Genomic DNA, 21,671 nt, shown 5'->3' on the forward strand with positions numbered 1-21,671 from the left:
GATGACGGGATCGAACCGCCGACATTCTGCTTGTAAGGCAGACGCTCTCCCAGCTGAGCTAATCACCCTTCGCTTCGGTGTGGCGCGCATTCTACGGAGCGACCCAACCTCTGGCAAGCACTTTTTTAAATAATTTTCTCAGGCCTTCCAAAGGCTTAGAGAAAGGTTGGCCTATGGCACGGCGAAGACAATAATGCCCCCCTTTGTATAAAGGAGAGACTCACCCCATGTGGTTCAAAAACCTGCTTATCTATCGCCTGACCCAAGATCTGCCTGTTGATGCCGAGGCGTTGGAAACTGCACTGGCCACCAAACTGGCGCGCCCATGTGCAAGCCAGGAGTTGACCACCTACGGTTTCGTCGCGCCGTTCGGCAAAGGCGAAGATGCGCCACTGGTGCACGTCAGCGGTGACTTCCTGCTGGTGTCCGCGCGCAAGGAAGAACGTATTTTGCCAGGCAGCGTCGTGCGTGACGCGGTCAAGGAAAAGGTCGAAGAGATCGAAGCCGAGCAAATGCGCAAGGTCTATAAGAAGGAACGCGATCAGATCAAGGATGAAATCATCCAGGCCTTCCTGCCCCGCGCCTTTATCCGCCGCTCGTCGACCTTCGCCGCCATCGCGCCGAAACAGGGCCTGATCCTGGTCAACTCGGCCAGCCCGAAACGCGCCGAAGACTTGCTGTCGACCCTGCGTGAAGTGATCGGCACCCTGCCGGTGCGTCCGCTGACCGTGAAAATGTCGCCGACCGCGACCATGACCGAGTGGGTCACCACGCAGAAAGCCGCGGACGATTTCTTTGTGCTGGACGAGTGCGAACTGCGCGACACCCACGAAGACGGCGGCATTGTGCGTTGCAAGCGCCAGGACCTGACCAGCGAAGAAATCCAGCTGCACCTGAGCACCGGCAAAGTGGTCACTCAACTGTCCCTGGCCTGGCAGGACAAACTGTCGTTCGTCCTCGACGACAAGATGGTGGTCAAGCGCCTGAAGTTCGAAGACCTGCTGCAAGACCAGGCGGAACAGGACGGTGGCGACGAAGCCCTGGGCCAACTGGACGCCAGCTTCACCCTGATGATGCTGACCTTCGGCGACTTCCTGCCGGCGCTGGTTGAAGCGCTGGGCGGGGAAGAGACTCCGCAAGGCATCTGATCGCCTGAATCAAAAGATCGCAGCCTGCGGCAGCTCCTACATCGGAATGTATTCCTCCTGTAGGAGCTGCCGCAGGCTGCGATCTTTTTTTGCCAGCAGCGTATGCTTAGCTCCCTAACGCTTTCACCTAACAAGGATCAAGCCATGCGCGCACTGGCTGCATTGAGTCGTTTTGTCGGCAACACCTTCGCCTACTGGGTACTGATTTTCGCGGTCGTGGCGTTTCTGCAGCCGGCATGGTTCCTCGGCCTCAAAGGCGCCATCGTGCCGCTGCTGGGGCTCGTGATGTTCGGCATGGGCCTGACCCTCAAGCTCGAAGACTTCGCCGAAGTCGCTCGCCATCCCTGGCGCGTGGCCCTGGGTGTGGTTGCCCATTTCGTGATCATGCCCGGCGTGGCGTGGTTGCTCTGCCAGGCGTTCCACTTGCCGCCGGAAATCGCCGTCGGCGTGATTCTGGTCGGCTGCTGCCCAAGCGGCACCTCGTCGAACGTGATGACCTGGCTGGCCCGTGGCGACCTGGCGCTGTCAGTGGCCATCGCCGCCGTCACCACCCTCCTCGCCCCCCTGCTGACGCCGGCGCTGATCTGGCTGCTGGCCTCGGCCTGGTTGCCGGTGTCGTTCATGGAGTTGTTCTGGTCGATCCTGCAAGTGGTGCTGTTGCCGATCGTGCTGGGCGTGGTTGCCCAACGGGTGCTCGGCGACAAGGTTCGCCACGCCGTGGACGTGTTGCCGCTGGTATCGGTGGTCAGCATCGTGATCATTGTCACGGCAGTGGTGGCCGCCAGCCAGGCGAAGATTGCCGAGTCCGGCCTGTTGATCATGGCCGTGGTCATGCTGCACAACAGCTTTGGCTACCTGCTGGGTTACTTCACCGGGCGCCTGTTCAAGCTGCCCCTGGCCCAGCGCAAGTCCCTGGCCCTGGAAGTCGGCATGCAGAACTCCGGGTTGGGCGCCGCGTTGGCCAGTGCGCACTTCTCGCCGCTGGCGGCAGTGCCCAGTGCATTGTTCAGTGTCTGGCACAACATTTCCGGGGCATTGCTGTCCACGTATTTCCGTCGCATGAGCGAGAAACAGGATCGGGAAATGACGGCGCAACAGGTCCGCGACTGACTGGAAAACTTGATCCCCGGGTTAATGCTGGGCACTATATTGCCCATCGCGAGGACGACCTCGCGGCTCGATCGAGTCATTAATCAGGGGACGACCCCGTCAGACGATGGAGGTCTTCATGTCCTGGATCATTCTGTTTTTCGCCGGCCTTTTCGAAGTGGGCTGGGCCGTCGGTCTCAAGTACACCGACGGTTTCACCCGCCCGCTCCCCACTGTATTGACCGTTGCGGCCATGGCCATCAGCCTTGGTTTGCTCGGCCTTGCAATGAAGGAACTGCCGCTGGGTACGGCCTATGCGATCTGGACCGGTGTCGGCGCCGTTGGCACAGTGATCGCCGGGATCATTCTGTTTGGCGAGTCGATGGCGCTGGTGCGGCTGGCGAGTGTGGCGTTGATCATTAGCGGGTTGGTTGGGCTCAAGGTCAGCGCTTGATTTTCAGACCGCCATCGCGAGCAGGCTCGCTCCCACAGGAGTCGCAGGTGTTGCAACAATCTGCGACACACCCTGGAACCCTTGTGGGAGCGAGCCTGCTCGCGAAGAGGCCAGCACAGCCACCGGCTATCTGACTGCCCCGCGCAAATCCCCCACCAACGCCTGCAACTTCACCGGCTGCGCCACCTCAACCGCCACCGCCGGCCCGGCCACCAACGTCACCCGCGACCACAACCGGCGAAACAGCCCTTTACCCGGATCGCGGCTGAAGAAACTCCCCCACAACCCCTGCAAGGCCAGCGGAATCACCGGTACCGGCGTCTCTTCGAGAATCCGCGTCAGCCCGCCCTTGAACTCGTTGATCTCGCCATCGGCGGTCAATTTGCCTTCGGGGAAGATGCACACCAGCTCACCGTCCTTCAGATACCGGGCAATGCGCGTGAAAGCTTGCTCATATATCTGGATGTCCTCCTGGCGCCCGGCAATCGGAATCGTCCCCGCGGTACGGAAGATGAAGTTCAGCACCGGCAGGTTGTAGATCTTGTAATACATCACAAAGCGAATCGGCCGACGTACCGCGCCGCCAATCAGCAAGGCGTCGACGAACGACACGTGGTTGCACACCAGCAGCGCCGCGCCTTCGTCGGGGATCAGGTCCAGGTTGCGGTGCTCGACGCGATACATGGAATGGCTGAGCAGCCAGATCATGAAACGCATGGTGAACTCGGGGACAATCCTGAAGATGTAGGCGTTGACCCCGATGTTCAGCAATGACACGACCAGGAACAACTGCGGGATCGACAGCTTGACCACGCTCAGCAAGACGATCGAGACAATCGCCGACACCACCATGAACAGCGCGTTGAGGATGTTGTTGGCGGCAATCACCCGCGCCCGCTCGTTCTCCGCTGTGCGCGACTGGATCAGCGCGTACAGCGGCACAATGTAGAAACCGCCAAAGACGCCCAGGCCGAGGATGTCGAGCAACACCAGCCAGGTGTGGCCGAAACCGAGGATGTCGATCCAGCCATGGCCGGCCGCGCTGTCCGGAATTCCACCGGAATGCCACCACAGCAGCAGCCCGAAGACGGTCAGGCCGAACGATCCGAACGGCACCAGGCCAATCTCGACTTTACGTCCGGAGAGCTTCTCGCACAGCATCGAACCCAATGCGATGCCGACCGAGAACACCGTCAGAATCAGCGTCACCACGGTCTCGTCGCCGTGCATCCACTCCTTGGCATAGGCCGGGATCTGCGTCAGATAGATCGCCCCGACAAACCAGAACCATGAGTTGCCGACAATCGAGCGTGACACTGCCGGTGTTTGCCCCAGGCCCAGCTTCAATGTGGCCCAGGACTGGCTGAAAATGTTCCAGTTCAGGCGCATTTGCGGCGTGGCGGCCGCCGCCCGGGGAATGCTGCGGCTGGCCAGGTAGCCGAGCACGGCAATGCCGATGATCGCCGTGGACACCACCGGTGCGTAATGCGCCGAAGACATCATGACCCCGGCGCCAATGGTGCCGGCGAGGATCGCCAGGAAGGTGCCCATTTCCACAAGGCCGTTGCCGCCGACCAGTTCTTCCTCACGCAGGGCCTGCGGCAGGATCGAGTACTTCACCGGCCCGAACAGCGCCGAATGGGTGCCCATGGCGAACAGCGCCAGCAGCATCAACGACAGGTGATCGAACAGAAAACCGACGGCGCCGACCGCCATGATGGCGATTTCCCCAAGCTTGATCAGGCGGATCAACGCATCCTTGGCGAACTTTTCCCCGAATTGCCCGGCCAGGGCCGAGAACAGGAAAAACGGCAGGATAAACAGCAGCGCACACAGGTTGACCCAGACAGAGCGGTCACCCTCTATGGTCAGCTTGTACAAAATCGCCAGGATCAACGACTGCTTGAACACATTGTCGTTGAATGCCCCAAGGGACTGGGTGATGAAGAACGGCAGGAAGCGCCGGGTACGCAACAAGGTGAACTGTGAGGGGTGACTCATCTTCCATGTGTCCCTGATTATGTAGAGAGTGGCCTGGATACTGTAATTGGAGTATCGAAACTCGATCCAGGCCACACCTTACCTAATCTTTGCCGGTCATTTCTTCAAACCGGCAATGCATGGCGAGACAAACAGCTCGCCCCGCCAGGCGCCCAGCACCGTGCGCTTGCCCACAATCAGCCACATCACCGCCAGCAACGCCACCAGCACACAGCCAAACACACTGAAAAACGTCAGGTTCAAGGTGCTGGCCAGCTTCAATGTCGCCAGAGAATAGACGCCCAACGGGAAGGTGAAACCCCACCAGCCCAGATTGAAGGGGATGCCGGCACGCAGGTAGCGCACAGTGATCAGCAGCGCCATCAGCATCCACCACAGGCCGAAGCCCCACAGGGTGATGCCGGCCACCAGGCCCAGTCCCGCAGCGATCTCACCGACGCCCGGCAAACCGTTGGCCGCGAAAATCAGCGGTGCATCGCCGCCCAGTACCAGCATGCCCAACGCGCCGGTGCCGATCGGGCCAAGGGCCAGCCAGCTCGAGGCGGCCATGTTTTCGTGGGGCAGTTTATGCAGGGCCATGCGCAGCAACAGAATGGTCAGGATGCTGAAGGCCACCGGCAGGGAGAAGGCCCAGAGCACGTAGCTGGTCACCAGCATCACCAGTTGCGAGTGAGCGTCGGCCAAATGCGGCGCCAACAGGCCACCGCTGGCGGCCGCCACTTCTGCCGCGACCACCGGCAACAACCAGACGGCGGTCATCTGGTCGATGCTGTGCTCCTGACGCGTGAACATCATGTAGGGAATCAGCACGCCGCAGGCCAGCGACATCGCCACATCCAGCCACCACAGCACTTCGGCGAGGTGAATCACACCGTCGCCCCAGCGCGGCAGGCCGAACACCAGGAAGCCGTTGATGATGGTCGCCAGGCCCATCGGGATGGTGCCGAAAAACATCGAGACCGTGGAGTGGCCGAAGATCCGTCGTGCTTCGTCGAAAAACAGCAGCCAACGGGCGGCGTACAGCGCCGTAAACAGCAGGAACAACGCGATGTTGAACAGCCATAGGGCTTCGGCAAAGGCGTGCAAGGCGGGCATGGCGACCGGCAATTGCGCCAGTGCCAGCGCCAGCACACCGGTGCCCATGGTGGCCGCGAACCAGTTGGGGGTGAACTGGCGGATCACTTCGCGGGGGTGCTGCAGGTGACTGAACGGTTTGATTCCGGGCTTGATGCTATTGGCGCATGTCATGGCGAACTCCTGTCCTCTCGTGAGGTAGAGCCCATGTTAGATCCGGATCGAATATCTATATAACGGGTAATATCTCTATATGTTATCTATTACCTAGATATTCAATCAGGAACTGGCCTCGCATGCCCTGCCTGAACGCGGACGCATCAAACCTGCCAAAGCGCCAAGGGCCAGGAGTATCAACACCGCGCCATAACCGTCGACGGTCGGCACCAAGCCGAGGGGTCGGCTCAGGTTCCCGGCCAGCAGCGATGGCAGGCAGAAGGCGAGATAGCTGAGCGCGTAATACGTCGACACCAGCCCGGCACGCTCATGGGGCAAGGCCAGCGGCACCAGACTACGCAAGGTGCCAAGAAAACCGGAGCCGAAACCACAGCCTGCGACCAGGGTGCCAAGGAAGAACAGCGGCAGGCTGGCACTGTGCACACCCAGCAAAATCATCACGACACCCGCTGGCATCATGCTGGCACCCAATAACAATGACTTGCCGGCGGGTCGGTTGCGCATGCTGTAAATCATCAGCGCACCGGTCAACGTCAAGGCGGCAACGGTCGCCCCGCCGATCATGTTCGAAGTCGAGCCTGTGGCCGTGCGCACCAGCGAAGGCGCCAGGGAAGCGTAGAAACCGCCGAGGGCCCACAGGGCAGTATTGAGCGGCAGCACCCGCCACAAAGTCGAGCGCGCCTGCAGCGGCACATGCAGAGTCGGTCGCAACGAGGCCCAAACCCCGGCCTGCCGCGAGACGCTTTCCGGCAAGCGCCAGACATACATCGCCTGCATCACAAACAACGCCAGCAGCAGCCAGAACGTCAGGTGCAACGGCGCCGGGGCGAACTCGGCCAACACACCGCAGCCCAACCCGCCAATGGCCATACCGGTCAACGGTGCAACGCTATTGACCAGCGGCCCCCGTTCGCGGTCGGTATCCAGTAGCGTTGCGCCCAACACCGCGGTAGCCATGCCGGTGGCAAAACCCTGCAGGACTCGGGCACTGATCAGCCAGGTGACGCTGTCGGCGTGAATAAACAGCAGCATCGCCAGGATATTCAGCACCACCGCCGTGAAAATCACCGGTTTGCGCCCCAGGTAATCCGACAACGAACCGACGGTCAACAACGCCACCAACAGGCTGAGGGCGTACACGCCAAAAATCAGGGTCAGGGTCGCGGCCGAAAACTGCATCTGCTCCTGATACAGGTGATACAGCGGCGTCGGCGCAGTGGAGGCCGCCAGGAAACTGAGCAGGGTAACGGCAAGAAACCACAGGCTGGCACGGTTTGAATGAGAACTGGACATGGGCGCGCTCCACAAAAGCTAACTTTTTGCTTTTGCGGAGTGTGCTACTGGATCTCTCTTAAAGCAAATTCTTTGTGTTAAGGTCTGAGGCATGGCTTTTACAGGAACCCCAGGATGACAGCTCCCACCTTACGCCCGGGCGGACGCAGCGCGCGGGTACAAGAGTCGATTCATTCGGCCGTGCGTCAACTCCTCGAGGAGCAGGACCGCGCCAGCCTGACCGTGCCGCAAATTGCTGCGCGCGCAGGCGTTACACCCTCGACCATCTATCGTCGCTGGGGTGATTTGTCGGCGCTGCTGGCCGACGTCGCCCTCGCCCGCATGCAGCCCGACAACGACCCCACCCACACCGGCAGCCTGCGCGGCGATATTCGAGCCTGGGCGGAACAGTACCTGGACGAAATGAGCTCCGAACCCGGCCGCAACATGCTGCGCGACGTACAGGCGGCGCTCAAGCCAAGTTACTGCGCGACGATCATTGGCGGGCAGTTGCAGACAATCCTCGACCGTTTTCCCAACGAGCCCGTGCCGGGTGTCGATCGGCTGATCAACCTGATCGCCGCCCCCATCGTTTTCCGCATTCTGTTTTCCGAGGCCGCGCTGGAGGTTGAAGAGCTGCATCGGTTGATCGAGATTGCGTTGACTGCTTAATACCGCCATTCGCGAGCAAACCCGCTCCCACAGTTGATCGCATTTATTTTGTATGTGGGAGCAACTGTCTTCACCATGCCACGCCCCCGCCAAATGAACTCTCGACCACCCAGACCAGTCAGCTAAATAGGCCCCAGAATCCCGGAGTTCCGCGCCAATGGCTGATCACCCCGAACGCCAAAGCCCCATCGACGCCCACGGCATCATCGGCGACATGCGCAGCGCGGCGCTGGTCAACGACAAGGGCAGCGTGGATTTTTTCTGCTGGCCGGAGTTCGACAGTCCGTCGATCTTCTGCTCGCTGCTGGACACCCCCGAGGCGGGGATTTTCCAGTTGTCGCCGGACTTGCCCGACGCCCGTCGCGAACAGATTTACCTGCCCGACACCAACGTGCTGCAAACCCGCTGGCTCAGTGACCGGGCGGTGGTCGAGGTCACCGACCTGCTGCCCGTCGGCGACACCGAAGACGACCTGCCACTGCTGATGCGGCGAATCCGCGTGGTCAGCGGCCGCGCCACCTTCCACATATGTTGCGCGGTGCGCCATGACTACGCCCGCGCTGATACTCGCGCACGCATGGACAGGCAGGACGTGATCTTCGAGGCCATCGATCAACCGTCGCTGCGGCTCTCATCGGATCAAGCACTGCACATCGACACCCACATGGCAGTCGCCGAATTCACCCTTGAACAAGACCAGACGGGCGAATTCCTGCTCGGCGCCCTCGACGATCCGCGTTTCAAGAAAGGTGCCGCACAGCTGTGCCTGGAACGCACCCTGAAGTTCTGGCGCGACTGGATCGGCCAGTCCAACTACCGCGGGCGCTGGCGCGAGAGGGTCAACCGCTCGGCCCTGGCCATGAAGCTGCTGACCTCGCGCAAGCACGGCGCCATTCTCGCCGCGGCTACTTTCGGCCTGCCGGAGAGCCCCGGTGGCGAGCGCAACTGGGACTATCGCTTCACCTGGATCCGCGACGCCTCGTTCACGGTCTATGCGTTCATGCGCCTGGGCTTCGTCGAAGAGGCCAACGCCTACATGCGCTGGTTGCGCGGGCGGGTCAGCGACTGCCGGGGCAAGCCGATGAAACTCAACATCCTGTATGCCATCGACGGTCGCCAGGAGTTGCCGGAAATCGAGCTGACGCACCTGTCCGGTCATGGCGGCGCACAACCGGTGCGCATCGGTAACCAGGCGTACCAACAGGTCCAGCTCGACATCTTTGGCGAACTGATGGACGCGATTTACCTGGTCAACAAGTACGGCGAAGCCATCTCCCATGAAGGCTGGAAACACACGGTGGAAGTCATCGATCAAGTTTGCCAGACCTGGGAGCAAAAGGACGTCGGTATCTGGGAAATGCGCGGTGAGCAGTATCACTTCCTGCATTCAAGGCTGATGTGCTGGGTCGCCCTGGACCGCGCCATCCGCCTCGCGTCCAAACGCTCACTGCCCGCCCCGTTCGCCCGCTGGGACCAGACCCGCCAGGCGATCCATGCCGACATCTGGGAGAACTTCTGGAATGAGGAGCGCGGGCATTTCGTCCAGCACATCGGCGGCACCGGTCTGGACGGTTCGATGCTGCTGATGCCGCTGGTGCGCTTCGTCAGCGCCCGCGACCCGCGCTGGCTGGCGACCCTGCAAGCCATCGAAAAGAGCCTGGTACGCGACGGCATGATCTACCGCTACCGCAACGACGACAGCCAGATCGACGGCCTGCCCGGCAGCGAAGGCGCCTTCGCCGCCTGCTCGTTCTGGTACGTCGAATGCCTGGCCCGCGCCGGCCAGCTCGACAAGGCCCACCTCGAGTTCGAACAGTTGCTCAGGTACGCCAACCCGCTGGGGTTGTATGCCGAAGAGTTCGACAGCCATGGACGGCACATGGGCAACACACCGCAGGCGCTGACGCACCTGGCGTTGATCAGTGCTGCGTGTTTTCTGGATCGCAGGTTGAGTGGGGAAAAGGTTGTTTGGCAGCCTTGAGAATGCGTCGCCCCTTTCGCGAGCAAGCCCGCTCCCACATTTGCTTTTCAATGGGCACAAATTTTGTGTCCGGCCGAGAGCAAGTGTGGGAGCGGGCTTGCTCGCGAAAGGGGCATCAGCCACAACACAAGATTGACTGAATACCGCCGGATGAACCGGTGATCGGTGCAAGCCAAACTCCTGCAACCACTAAACAAACCTGCCCGGTTATCAGCAAACAAGGCATCTCCATTGCCCGAAAACGATTGTTGCCAGCCGCTATCACCCCACCTACCATCCTCGATCAACGGGCACAGCGGAGCTGTCCAGAACCACCCGAATTCAAGGAACCAGAATGACCCAACGCATCCATCGCAGCATCGACACCCCGCTCCGAACCGGTTTGAACCGCGAAGAACTCTGGGAGGCCGACGACAAGGGCCTGATCAAATGCTGGGAAGTCGGCCGCCAGCGCGCCGCGCGCTTCCCCGACCTAGCGCGACAGTGCCTCGCCGGCGAGTTGCCCGTACTGGGCTGGAAAGGTGGCGTCAGCCGCAGCCTGAAGAAACTCGAAAAATACGGCTCCCTCAAATACCTCGCCCAGTGGCAAGGCTTGCGCGGGGAAGACCTGGACGTGGACCTGGCGCAAGAACGAGCGCTGACGTGTGCACGGACAGCCATGGTGGTGACGTTTACACCGGATCGGGCGAAGTATTTCAATCAGGTAGCAGAAACGGAAGTCTGATAGTAATGGGCTCAAGTCATGGCGGAATCTGCGCCAGCACTGACCGAAAACCGCTCCCGGTAAGCCTGCGGTGTCACCCCCATGGCCCGCAGGAAGCTGCGGCGCAGGGTTTCTTCGCTGCCGAAGCCGCATTGCACCGCCAGCCGTTTGATCGGCACACCGGTATCGCTGAGCAGACGCCGCGCGGTTTCGACGCGGATCAGTTCGATGGCCCGGGCCGGGGTCTGGCCGGTGTCGGCGCGGTAGTGGCGCACGAAGCTGCGTTCGCTCATGCCGGCCTGCAAGGCCAGGGTCGGGATGCCAAGGTCCTTGGTCAGGTTTTCGCTGATCCAGGCGTGAAGTTCGTCGAATCGCTGACCTTCCTGTTGCAGGGACAGGGTCACGCTGAATTGCGACTGGCCACCCGGACGCTTGAGAAACACCACCAGTTGCCGGGCGACGTCCAGGGCCATGTTGCGCCCCAGGTCTTGTTCGACCATGGCCAGCGCCAGATCGATGCCGGCCGTCACGCCGGCCGAGGTCCAGACCGGGCCGTCGTTGATGAAGATCGGGTTGGGTTCGACCTGCAAGCGCGGGTGCTGTTGCGCCAGTTGCTCGCAGCGGGTCCAGTGGGTGACCACCCGCCGGCCGTCGAGCCAGCCGCTGGCCGCCAGCAGAAACGCACCGGTACACACCGAGGAAACCCGTCGGCAGCCACGGGCATGCTCGCGCACCCAGGCGACCAACGACGCATCTTGCGCCGCCGCGTAGACACCCCAGCCACCGGCGATGATCAGGGTGTCAGTGCCGTCATCCGGTAAGGGTTCGGCCAACAGCGCCAGGCCCGCCGACGACATCACCGCCCCGCCGCCGCTGGCAATCACCGTCGGCGCGTAGGGTGGCGGCAGGCCTTGCTGACGGGCAATGTCGTTGGCCGAGGCGAATACCTGCAACGGCCCAGTGACGTCGAGCAATTGCACGTTGGCGAAAGCGAGCACATGGATGGTTTTCGACATTTGGCGTAATTCGTGGGGATATTGGCGTATGCGCCAAAGCCTACGAGCCTAAAGTCAAACCGTCCACCCACTTCACGAGAAAAAACACCATGACGTTGCAGATCGGTTTTCTGTTGTTTCCACAGGTTCAGCAACTGGACCTGACCGGCCCTTACGACGTACTGGCCTCGCTGCCGGACGTGAAAGTGCATCTGATCTGGAAAGACCTGATGCCGGTCACCGCCAGCACCGGCCTGCTGTTGAAACCGACCACCACCTTCGACGATTGCCCGGCACTGGACGTGATCTGTGTGCCCGGTGGCAGTGGCGTCGGACCCTTGATGGAAGATGACCAGACCCTGGACTTCCTCAGGGCCCAGGCCGCCAACGCCCGGTACATCACCTCGGTGTGCACCGGCGCACTGGTATTGGGCGCGGCGGGCTTGCTCAAGGGTAAACGCGCCACCACTCACTGGGCCTATCACGAGTTGCTCAAGCCGCTGGGCGCAATACCGGTAAAGGATCGGGTGGTTCGCGACGGCCATCTGTTGACCGGTGGCGGAATCACTGCCGGTATCGACTTCGCCCTGACCCTGGCCGCCGAGCTGTTCGACCCGGCCACCGCCGAGTTGGTGCAGTTGCAACTGGAATACGCTCCGGCCCCGCCGTTTACGGCGGGCAGCCCCGAGACGGCGCCGGCCAGTGTGCTGGAAGAGGCCCGCCAGCGGGCTGCCGGCTCATTGAAGCTGCGGGCGGAAATCACCGAGCGCGCGGCGGCAAAACTCGATCGTCAGTAAGAAAACGGCGGTAGGCATCCGCTTGCTGCCGCCCCGACTTTTCCTGCGGCCACAAAAAAACCCGCCGAAGCGGGTTTTTCCAAGACCATGACGACTCCTTGTCGCAGCGTTCCTTGCATATGGTCGATCATCCGTGATCCTGAGCACATCCTGTGCTTCAGTGGGTGAGGCCAGAATACGCATCGGATCCAATTTGTAACAGGCGACATCGCTACCATCGCGTGTAAGACATTCGCTATAAGCCACCTTCCGAAAACCCTTAGATGCCTCAGGCGTCGAGCCGACTTCAGCCACTCTGTTGCTCGTGGGACTTTGCATTGTCGATCAAAAACTGCTCGATATTGTTCATTTGCTCTTCCCATCCACGACTATCCATTCGGAAAGCCTTTTCCCGGCGCACATCGGGGATGTGATCGAAACCGGACTCGGAGACTCTGAGCAAGGTGCCTGCGTCATGATCTTCCAGTTCGAACTTGACCAGGGTGGTTGGCTCCTGGGAATAGTCGATCTCGGGACGCACCGCGTACGGATGCCAGCGAAACGAAAACAACCGCTCCGGCTCGACCCGTTCGACCAACACGTTCCACAATACGTGTTCATAACCGGGGTACGTAACCCGGCCCTGGGTCCACTCGCCTGCCACAAAACGCTTGCCTTTCAGCGCCACGCCAAACCACTGTCCGAACACTTCGGCATTGGCCAGCACGCGCCAGACCTGCGAACGCTTGGCCTTGAGCAGGATTTTCCTTTCGATGCGATCAGATGCTGGGTTCATAAGTCACCTCCTGTACTTGAACAGTAGGTCAGTAAGACCACAAGACCAACCCTAAAGTTGTACCAATCGGGATGCGCAATCAACCATACCTGAGATATTCGGTAGCATTTACGCGGATAAGTTCTGGGGCAATCACAAAGTCAGAGGCCCGAAACCGCTAATGTTCTCCCGCGAAACAGCATCGAATGGCAATCGTTGGAGAAATTTACGTAGTGGCAAGCGTAGCGGGCTGAATCCGTCACAGCGCTACACTGCACCTCAACATTTGGTCACAGCGAGTAATCCGGCATGAACCCACGCTTACTATTGGCATTGACGCCCCTGCTGTTCACCTCCATGGCTGTCGCCGTGGACTGCGAAAACGCCAGCGACCAGGCGACGATGAACCAGTGCGCGGCGCAACAGAATGCGACCGCCGACAAGGAGTTGAATGCGCTGTACCAGCAGATCACTTCGCGATTCAAGGGCAACCCGGACAACAAGAAACTGCTGGTGGGTGCGCAGCGGGCGTGGGTTACGTTCCGCGATGCCGAGTGCAAGTTCTCGGCGTCCGGAGTGGAAGGCGGCAGTGTGTATCCGCTGATCTACAGCAATTGCGTGACGGAATTGACCAAGGCGCGGGTGCAGACGTTCAAGAACTACCTGAAGTGCCAGGAGGGGGATATGAGTTGTCCGGTGCCGGGGGGCTGATTCTTTAGCGTCTGACAGGGCCTCTTCGCGAGCAGGCTCGCTCCCACATTCAACCGTGTTCTTTCAGAAAGAATGCGATCAACTGTGGGAGCGAGCCTGCTCGCGATAGTTTCAGTTCAGTCGCGGCAATTACCTGACGAAAATCTGCGCCGTGGTAATCGCCATGTCCCCGCCCGGCAATTTGATGCTGCCCGTCTGTTTCAGGCTGTCGGCATCGAAGATCGCCACGTCGTTGAACGTCCCGGCCAGGTAGATCTTGCTGCCGTCCTTGTTGAAGGAAATGCAGTAGTAGGAGTGATCAAGCGTCGCCGCCTGGAGCATTTTCTTCTCCTTGATGTCGTACTTGGCCAGGCGGTTGAGCACGCCGAACATCAGGTTCGGGTCCTTTGGCGAGCGCATGCCGCTGAAATAGATTTCCGTCAGCGGCCCGAAGTCGGTGGTTTCGGTCTTGCCGGTTTTCAGGTCGACGCTGAACAGGCCGTACAGGTATTCGGCGGTGGCCGGGTCCTGCTTCTTGTCCTTGAATTTCGCGGCGGTGTAGAGCAACGAGAAGTCGTGCCGGTACGTCTGCTGGTTCCACACGTAGAGCACGTCCGGCGCGCTGTAGTTCGGGCGCTTCCAGTGACGGCTGGGGATCAGCACGTCGAACTTGCCGGTCTGCACGTTGACCTTGTAGACGTCCGCCCCCGCCACATACAGGGTGCCGTCGTCGCCACTCTGCATGATGGTCAGCTGCCTTGGCGCCGGGAAGCTGCGCACCGGCTTGGCATCCATCCCGGCGTCAGTCGAGTACACATCAAGCCGGGGCTGCTGCACTTCGTAGCGGTCGTTCATCATCAGCGTCGGGTTGGCGACGGTGTACAGCTCCTTGCCGTCGTGGCTGACCGTGAAGGCGAACATCGACTTGGCCTTCTCCCCCGGCTTCTGGGTGATGCTGGCGTGGAACACCTGTTTGCAGCTGTCCAGTTCGACACCGTAGACATCCGCGTAGTGGTTGTTCAGCACGTAGGCGGTCTTGCGATCCGGCGACAATTGCACGGTGCCGGGGCCGAAGGCGTCGGGCATCTTGCAGGTCTTGAACAGGGTGTCGGAGGCCAGGTCGATCACGTGCAGGTTGTTCGGGTAGTTGGTGGTCACCATGTATTCGTGACCGACTTGCAGCGCGGTGTTTTCATCGGCCAGAACACTGACAGAACAGCTGCTCAGGACGGCGAACGCGGCCAGGCCGCAGGCTTTGATGTTACGCATGCTGGAATCCTTCTTCTGTGATCACTTGTCTTTGGGGAAGACAGTGCCGAGGTTGCGCCAGTTGTCGTTGGACGCTTGGGCATCCTTGTTCCAGTCCGGGTAGGTGCTCATCATGTCGGGCACCTGGGCCGGCCACCAGCACGGGTCGGAGCACCCGTAGAGGTCGGCCTCCATCGGCTGGCACAGTGACGACACACCGCCAAACGCATCGATTTCCCAGCCCGGGTCGGTGGTCGAGGCACAGCCCGCCACGGAGCTCATGGCCACCACTTCTTCGATGCGGTTCTCGTCCGCGGCCTGATCCAGCTTCAACGCTTTGTTATTGATTGCCTTGAGATGTTTCATATCAGTGAGCCTTGCGCGGAGTGATGTAACTGCTGATGAACGCAGGGTTATGGGCCATGATCCGGGTGTAGACCTCGATGCCGAAGTCGACCCAGTCACGCATCAGTTCGCAGTAGTGATAGGTCGGGTGCGTCGGGTCGCCGTAGCGGGCGTAGCTCTCGTGGTAGCAGCCGCCGGAACACAGGTTGCGGATCTGGCAGTCTTCGCAGCCGGTGTTGGTGCGGTCCAGGCGCTGGGACAGGAAGTCGTTCAACTCCACCTGCTTGACGCCGCTGTGCACGTTGCCGAAGGTCGGCAGGCTCGAACCGGTAAAGCGGTGGCACAGGTTCAGCTCGCCCTTGTGATCGACCGCCAGCATCTTCAGGCCCGCGCCGCACGGCAGGGCCTTTTTGTGACCTTCGTGGATGTCGGTGATCAACTGGTGCAGGTTGGAGAAACCGATGTTGCGGTGCTCCAGCGCCGCTTCCAGATAGCGCCGACCGAGTTTTTTCATGTTGGCGAAAACTTCGATCAACTCGTCGCTGGTGAGGTTGAACGTGCTGATGTCGCCGGACGTCACCGGGGCAAAGCCGACTTCGGCGAAACCCAGCTCGTTGAACAGGTGATCCCAGATGGTTTCAACGTCGGTCACGCCGGTGGTCAGGGTCACCCGCGCGCCCACCGGACGGCTGTTGTAGCGCGACAGCAGCATCTCGGCCTTGCGTCGCACCACGTCATAGGTGCCCTGCCCGCCTACGGTGATGCGGTTGCGGTCGTGCACGGTTTTCGGCCCGTCGATGCTCACCGACAGCCCGAAACGGTGGGCATTGAGGTAATCCACGGTTTCTTCGGTGAGCAGCGTGGCGTTGGTGGTCATGACGAATTCGACAAACTTGCCGGCCTCGCGAAAACGCTTCTCACAGTAATCGACCATGTACTCGATCAGCTTGCGGTTGCTCAGCGGTTCGCCGCCGAAGAACACCACGGTGAAACGCTCTTCGTCCGGGGATTCGCGCAGCAGCATTTCCACCGAGGCGATGGCCGTTTCGACGTCCATCTTCTTGCCGGCTGACGGCTTATCGAGATCTTCCTTGTAGCAGTAGGTGCAGCTCAGGTTGCAGCCGGTGTTGACGTTGAGCACCACGGTGTTGATCGCCGTGCGCTCGACCCGTTTGGTGGCGATGTCCGGGGTCAGCGGAGAGCCGTCGCTGACCAGTTCCAGGGCCATCAGCTCGCGCAGGGTCTCGGTGATCTCCTCGCCATTGAAACGCGAGGCCAGGCGCTGGATCAGGTCGTCCGAGGAGCAGCCGGGACCGCGCAGGGTATCGATGATGGTACCCGTCAGTTCATCGCTGGCGAACAGCGAACTGCTGGGGATGTGAAACAGCATGCGGTCGGCATCGACCTGCACTTCGTGCAGGTTGCGTTCGACCAGATTCAAGATAGCGCCCATTGCAAACCTCCTGTGCAGGCCCCGTTTTGCAGGGCTTGCGGTCATTCCGAAAAAGTGTCTGAAACCGTTTTGGTCAGCCAAGCTCAGGTTTCAACATCACGGAATGGGTGGATTGTTCCAGCGTTGCACGGTGACGATCATGTGGCCCTCGCCGGTCAGGGATTTCCCTGCATCGTCGACGGCGGCGATCACCTTGAGGTTGCCGGCATTGTTGGTGGACATCTTGCGTGCCGGATTCGGCCCGGCATCGCCCGGTGTGAACACCCCGGTGTCGGCCTGCATGGTGCCGGCGAACTTGACGTCTTCGTCTTCCCTGGCACGGTCGTCGAAGGCTTCGACCTTCCACTGCGCCGGGAACACGCCGATGCGGTACGGCTTGCCATCGGCGCCCTTGCCCCAGGCCTCGGCATCGAAACGGCCCTGGACCTTCGGCGTCGAACCGCCACCCTCGCCGATCCGTGCCACCGAGAATTCAGGTACGACCTTGACTGCGTCGATCTTGCTGTACACCGACAGGCTCGGGCCTTTCAGCGTGCCGACGGTGACTGCACGCGCCCCCGGCTGGGCATTGGCGGCGGCCTTGAGCTTGACCTTGATCTGCTCCGGGCTCTGCGAGACGACTTCGACCACTTCCACGCCTTTGCCGAAGTTCGGCTTGCCGGAAAGACCGCTGCCAATCAGGGTCACTTCGGTTTCGCTGCCGACCTTCACGTAGCCCGGTTGCACCGCCAGCAAACGCTGGGAACCCTGTTTGGCGGCGACGAAGTCCAGGCCGCGTTCGTCGTGCTCGGCCTCGAACATCCGGCCCTGCATGGCATTGCCTTGCGCGGCGAACACCTGGCGCATGGTCACGCCATCGATGGTCACGTTGCCGCGCCATTCATAGCCGGTGTAGAGAATCGCGCTGCCGTCGCCGTTGAATGGCGTGCCGTCGGCATACTGGCCTTTGACGCTGACCTTGAAGGTGTCGCTGCCGTCGGCGGTTACGCTCATGACACCGGCCAGCTCGCCTTTGCCCGGCAAGTGGCCGCTGAAGCTCCAGTCACCCGCCAGGGTCTCGCTTTTCGGTGCGGCGCTCTGCCATTTTTTCCAGGCCGGGTTGTCCAGCGGAAAACGCTTGGCCAGCAGCGGCACCATCTCTTTGCGGGCCAGATCGAACCAGTCGCGGTCGCGGGACATGGCCTGGTATTCGAGTGACGGCCATTGGCCGAGGTGGAAGTTCACCAGGCGCTCCCATTCCTGGGCCGGACGCCGTTGCAGGGCCACCCGCGCACCGGAGTGGCAGCGGCCGCACATCTGGCTGGTCTGGTCATCGAATTGCTCGACGGTATTGAGCCGGCGTTCCAGCGCATAGCGCACACCGTCGGTTTCGCTCGGCGCCAGGCCCTGGGTGTCGGCCAGGTATTTGACCAGCGTGCGACGGTCGTCGTCGCTGATCTGCAAACCGTGCATGGTCTGCATCCGGGCGATGCTCATCAGCCAGCCTTCCGGCGTCTTGCGCTGGTGGCTGATGCGGCTGAGGGCGTTATCGGCTTCTGGGGTATGACAGCCCTGACAGGTTTCCTTGAGGATGGTCTGGGCGTCGCGGGCTGCCAGGCTGTGAGGCGAATGCAGCGCTACGCAAGCGGCTACGGCCAGCAGGCTGGCGCTCATGCCTGATCGGAGTTTTCTCTTCATCAACGTCGAACCTCGCACGGTGCGTTCTTATTGTTGTGGCTTATCGTTTTTATGGTTTCTGCCGTCGGCGGTGAACCGCTGACGGAGGCAAGAGAAACGTCTGCGATGAGCAATACACGGAGCGTGCCAGCTTATGAATAGTGATATTTATCAGTCGTTTGGAAAAAATATTGGGTGTTTTCCGCCGGTCGCAGGCGGGGGCTTGCGTCTAATATCGCGACATCTGTTGCACTCTGAGACAAGCATAGGATCAAGATCAGAAGATCGCAGCCTGCGGCAGCTCCTACAGGTGTGCGGCGATTTTCGTGTAGGAGCTGCCGCAGGCTGCGATCTTTTGATCCTCGCTGTCGCAATTTGCGACGCTCACTTGCTCCCCTGTCATGGGCAAATAACCCAAGAGCCCCATCCGATCAGGGTTCCAATCAAACGAGCACAACTGGCACAGCCATTGCGAAAGACCTCGCCACACGAACAAGACGAGGTTTCATCATGTCGCTCCCACACCTGCTTCCCGCCACTTCGGCGTTCATCCAGCGCGCCCCGCGCATGCTCATCGGCGGTGACTGGGTCGAGGCCGCCGACGGCCAGACCATGCCCCTGCACAATCCGGCCACCGGTGAAGTGCTGTGCGTGGTGCCACGGGCAACGCCGGAGGATGTCGATCGTGCGGTACTCGCCGCGCGCCAGGCATTCGACGATTCGTCCTGGACCCGCACCCGCCCCCGGGAGCGACAGAACCTGCTGTGGAAACTCGCCGACCTGATGCAGCGCGACGCCGAGCTGCTGGCGCAACTGGAATGCCTGAACAACGGTAAAAGCGCGGCCGTGGCCCAGGTGATGGACGTGCAACTGGCCATCGACTTCCTGCGTTACATGGCCGGCTGGGCGACCAAGATCGAAGGCTCCACGGTTGACGTGTCGGCACCGCTGATGCCCGACGATCAGTTCCACAGCTTCATCCGTCGTGAAGCGGTGGGCGTGGTCGGTGCCATCGTTGCCTGGAACTTCCCGCTGCTGCTGGCCTGCTGGAAACTCGGCCCGGCCCTGGCCACCGGTTGTACCGTGGTGCTCAAACCGGCCGATGAAACCCCGCTGACCGCACTGAAACTCGCCGAGCTGGTGCTGGAGGCCGGTTACCCCGAAGGCGTGTTCAACGTGGTCACCGGCACCGGCATCACCGCAGGCTCCGCCCTGACCCACAACCCGCTGGTGGACAAACTGACCTTCACCGGCTCCACCGCTGTGGGCAAGCAGATCGGCAAGATCGCCATGGACTCCATGACCCGGGTCACCCTGGAACTGGGCGGCAAATCACCCACCATCGTCATGGCCGACGCCGACCTGAAAACCGCCGCGGCCGGGGCTGCCAGCGCGATTTTCTTCAACCAGGGCCAGGTCTGCTGCGCAGGTTCGCGGCTCTATGTGCAGCGCAAGCACTTCGACAATGTGGTGGCGGATATCGCCGGAATCGCCAACGCAATGAAACTCGGTAATGGCCTGGACCCGAGCGTCGACATGGGCCCCTTGATCTCGGCGCGCCAGCAGGAGCGCGTCTACGGGTACATCGAAAAGGGCCGGGAAAGCGGCGCGACCATCGCCTGCGGCGGTGAGCAGTTTGGCCCGGGGTTCTTCGTCAAGCCGACGGTGATTGTCGATGTCGATCAGAAGCACTCATTGGTGCAGGAAGAAATCTTCGGCCCGGTGCTGGTGGCGATTCCCTTCGATGACGAGGCCGATGCCCTGCGCATGGCCAATGACAGCCCCTACGGCCTGGGGGCGAGCATCTGGTCGAATGATCTGGCGGCGGTGCACCGGATGATTCCGCGCATCAAGTCGGGGTCGGTGTGGGTCAACTGCCACAGCGCACTGGACCCGGCGTTGCCGTTCGGCGGCTACAAGATGTCAGGGGTCGGGCGTGAGATGGGGTATGCGGCGATCGAGCATTACACCGAGCTGAAGTCGGTGTTGATCAAGCTGTAATTTGCGGCGTTCTTTAGTCCGCTTTCGCGGGCAAGCCCGCTCCCACATTGAAATGTGTTACCCGGTGGGAGCGGGCTTGCCCGCGAAGGCGCCCCCAGCCACTACGCCGCTGTTTCGCGGCCCTGCGGTTGACCCACTCCATACTTTGCGCCGGCCCGAAGCGCGTGACGAAGCTTCAGGGCCGGCCGTTCGACGCAGTAGTACGAAACGCCGCTGAGCAGAAACGACAAGGCCAGCACTGTTGCAACAATGGCCCAATCGTAGGCAACCGACCAGATAGCGTGCAGGAAGTACATCACCACATAGTGATTCAGGAACACCCCGTAGCTGATATTGCCGAGGAACTCGTCAATCCGGTGAAACTTGAGCTTTGTCAGCAGGTACACGGCAGGCACGCCCAACGCTATGCCGGCGGTCACTTCTGCATTGAACGGTCGGCGCTCTATCCACCCCGCCATGATGGCCACAAACATCAGGGCCGCCGCCACGGCGGTGCCGGCAGTGATCGCTAAATCCTTCGGCTGCGCTTTGTACAGGTAGCTGCCGCACAGGAACATGAACAGCACACCTGGCAATAGACGGTAGCCGTACAGGTCGGTGTTGATGAAACCCAGGCACGCGGCCATGAAGACCACAACGGATAGAGCAAACGCAACGCCCCGCGCCCTGTAGATGATCAGGAAAGGGATCACCAGGTAGAAGCACATCTCTAGCCCCAAAGACCAGGCCGGCGGCAAGATCCACGATCCCGCTGCGCCGAACATGTAGAAGCCGAGCGGCACAATAGCCAGGCTTGCGGCGATGTTGCGCAGCGTCAACTCGGCGGCTTGAGGCGTGCCGGGCAACAGGAAATAGATCACCGCACAGGAAACCACGAAGTAGAACAGGAATTGAGGATAGAGCCGCAGGGCACGGTCCAGGTAGAACAGGCCGACTTTCTCCGGTGCCTTGTAGTTGCGTTCGATCAGCGAGGTCATCACGAAACCGCTGATGATCAGGAAGGAAATCACGGCAATCACGCCGGGATTTAGCCCCATGAACGTCTTGCCCATATGAGAAACAGCCACCAGAACGGCCAATAGCAGACGATAGGCTCCCACTTACACCCCAAAAATCCTTGTCGTTATGGCGCGTAAATTACGATGCTTTGCGCTGGGAGAA

At 60.9% G+C, this 21,671-nt stretch carries 19 protein-coding genes; 9 read left to right on the forward strand and 10 right to left on the reverse strand.

Annotation, left to right across the window (positions count from 1 at the left end):
• The first annotated feature begins 227 nt into the window (after nt 1-227).
• The 3 genes from rdgC (at nt 228) to sugE (ending at nt 2,691) form a co-directional block, all read left to right on the forward strand.
• The gene (gene rdgC / locus AC3WJW_RS29535) at nt 228-1,148 is read left to right on the forward strand and encodes a recombination-associated protein RdgC (protein WP_007969735.1); all 921 of its coding nucleotides are present in this window, start codon (nt 228-230) and stop codon (nt 1,146-1,148) included.
• 144 nt (nt 1,149-1,292) lie between these two features.
• Complete coding sequence (locus AC3WJW_RS29540) at nt 1,293-2,258, forward strand: bile acid:sodium symporter family protein (RefSeq protein WP_493728482.1); 966 nt, start codon at nt 1,293-1,295, stop codon at nt 2,256-2,258.
• 118 nt (nt 2,259-2,376) lie between these two features.
• Complete coding sequence (gene sugE, locus AC3WJW_RS29545; RefSeq protein WP_007977599.1) at nt 2,377-2,691, forward strand: quaternary ammonium compound efflux SMR transporter SugE; 315 nt, start codon at nt 2,377-2,379, stop codon at nt 2,689-2,691.
• A 126-nt stretch (nt 2,692-2,817) separates the two neighbouring features.
• On the opposite strand, the gene AC3WJW_RS29550 is transcribed toward sugE, so the two are convergent.
• From AC3WJW_RS29550 to AC3WJW_RS29560, 3 genes are all read right to left on the reverse strand, one after another.
• Complete coding sequence (locus AC3WJW_RS29550) at nt 2,818-4,692, reverse strand: MFS transporter (RefSeq protein ID WP_493728483.1); 1,875 nt, start codon at nt 4,690-4,692, stop codon at nt 2,818-2,820.
• 96 nt (nt 4,693-4,788) lie between these two features.
• The gene (locus AC3WJW_RS29555) at nt 4,789-5,940 is read right to left on the reverse strand and encodes a TDT family transporter (protein ID WP_476200254.1); all 1,152 of its coding nucleotides are present in this window, start codon (nt 5,938-5,940) and stop codon (nt 4,789-4,791) included.
• 105 nt (nt 5,941-6,045) lie between these two features.
• Nucleotides 6,046-7,236, reverse strand: coding sequence for an MFS transporter (locus AC3WJW_RS29560; RefSeq protein ID WP_493728484.1), 1,191 nt, complete (start codon nt 7,234-7,236; stop codon nt 6,046-6,048).
• A 114-nt stretch (nt 7,237-7,350) separates the two neighbouring features.
• Here AC3WJW_RS29560 and AC3WJW_RS29565 point away from each other — a divergent pair, with 114 nt between their 5' ends.
• The 3 genes from AC3WJW_RS29565 to AC3WJW_RS29575 all read left to right on the forward strand — a co-directional run bounded on the left by AC3WJW_RS29565 (nt 7,351) and on the right by AC3WJW_RS29575 (nt 10,592).
• Nucleotides 7,351-7,887 (forward strand): TetR/AcrR family transcriptional regulator, encoded by a 537-nt coding sequence (locus AC3WJW_RS29565; RefSeq protein WP_493728485.1) that lies wholly within the window; start codon nt 7,351-7,353, stop codon nt 7,885-7,887.
• A gap of 157 nt (nt 7,888-8,044) precedes the next feature.
• On the forward strand, nt 8,045-9,868 hold the full coding sequence (locus tag AC3WJW_RS29570) for a glycoside hydrolase family 15 protein (RefSeq protein WP_493728486.1): 1,824 nt from the start codon (nt 8,045-8,047) through the stop codon (nt 9,866-9,868).
• Between the two features lie 334 nt (nt 9,869-10,202).
• The gene (locus tag AC3WJW_RS29575; RefSeq protein WP_493728487.1) at nt 10,203-10,592 is read left to right on the forward strand and encodes a hypothetical protein; all 390 of its coding nucleotides are present in this window, start codon (nt 10,203-10,205) and stop codon (nt 10,590-10,592) included.
• Between the two features lie 11 nt (nt 10,593-10,603).
• Here AC3WJW_RS29575 and AC3WJW_RS29580 read toward each other — a convergent pair whose 3' ends face one another.
• Entirely contained in the window at nt 10,604-11,587 is a 984-nt protein-coding gene (locus AC3WJW_RS29580; RefSeq protein WP_493728488.1) for a GlxA family transcriptional regulator, read from the reverse strand.
• 89 nt (nt 11,588-11,676) lie between these two features.
• On the opposite strand from AC3WJW_RS29580, the gene inhA reads away from it, so the two are divergent.
• The gene (gene inhA, locus AC3WJW_RS29585) at nt 11,677-12,363 is read left to right on the forward strand and encodes an isonitrile hydratase (protein WP_493728489.1); all 687 of its coding nucleotides are present in this window, start codon (nt 11,677-11,679) and stop codon (nt 12,361-12,363) included.
• Between the two features lie 286 nt (nt 12,364-12,649).
• Here the strand turns inward: inhA and AC3WJW_RS29590 are convergent, their stop codons facing one another.
• Entirely contained in the window at nt 12,650-13,138 is a 489-nt protein-coding gene (locus AC3WJW_RS29590; protein ID WP_493728490.1) for an SRPBCC family protein, read from the reverse strand.
• 288 nt (nt 13,139-13,426) lie between these two features.
• On the opposite strand from AC3WJW_RS29590, the gene AC3WJW_RS29595 reads away from it, so the two are divergent.
• Nucleotides 13,427-13,828, forward strand: a complete 402-nt coding sequence (locus AC3WJW_RS29595) for a lysozyme inhibitor LprI family protein (protein ID WP_493728491.1) — start codon at nt 13,427-13,429, stop codon at nt 13,826-13,828.
• Nucleotides 13,829-13,957: 129 nt separating this feature from the next.
• On the opposite strand, the gene peaD is transcribed toward AC3WJW_RS29595, so the two are convergent.
• From peaD to peaA, 4 genes are all read right to left on the reverse strand, one after another.
• A complete protein-coding gene (gene peaD / locus AC3WJW_RS29600) occupies nt 13,958-15,076 on the reverse strand; it encodes a quinohemoprotein amine dehydrogenase subunit beta (RefSeq protein ID WP_493728492.1) in 1,119 nt (372 codons plus the stop codon).
• 21 nt (nt 15,077-15,097) lie between these two features.
• Entirely contained in the window at nt 15,098-15,421 is a 324-nt protein-coding gene (gene qhpC / locus AC3WJW_RS29605) for a quinohemoprotein amine dehydrogenase subunit gamma (RefSeq protein WP_008016081.1), read from the reverse strand.
• Nucleotide 15,422: 1 nt separating this feature from the next.
• Nucleotides 15,423-16,853: a quinohemoprotein amine dehydrogenase maturation protein gene (gene peaB / locus AC3WJW_RS29610; protein ID WP_493728493.1), complete on the reverse strand. Its 1,431-nt coding sequence runs from the start codon at nt 16,851-16,853 to the stop codon at nt 15,423-15,425.
• A 96-nt stretch (nt 16,854-16,949) separates the two neighbouring features.
• Nucleotides 16,950-18,530 carry a quinohemoprotein amine dehydrogenase subunit alpha gene (gene peaA / locus AC3WJW_RS29615; protein WP_493728494.1) on the reverse strand — a complete coding sequence of 527 codons (1,581 nt, stop codon included), beginning with the start codon at nt 18,528-18,530 and terminating at the stop codon, nt 16,950-16,952.
• 489 nt (nt 18,531-19,019) lie between these two features.
• Here peaA and AC3WJW_RS29620 point away from each other — a divergent pair, with 489 nt between their 5' ends.
• Nucleotides 19,020-20,510, forward strand: a complete 1,491-nt coding sequence (locus AC3WJW_RS29620) for an aldehyde dehydrogenase family protein (RefSeq protein WP_102701352.1) — start codon at nt 19,020-19,022, stop codon at nt 20,508-20,510.
• A gap of 101 nt (nt 20,511-20,611) precedes the next feature.
• Here the strand turns inward: AC3WJW_RS29620 and AC3WJW_RS29625 are convergent, their stop codons facing one another.
• A complete protein-coding gene (locus AC3WJW_RS29625) occupies nt 20,612-21,610 on the reverse strand; it encodes an acyltransferase family protein (RefSeq protein WP_493728495.1) in 999 nt (332 codons plus the stop codon).
• Nucleotides 21,611-21,671 lie beyond the last annotated feature (61 nt).

The sequence above is a fragment of the Pseudomonas sp. GW821-FHT07G06 genome (genome assembly GCF_058986625.1).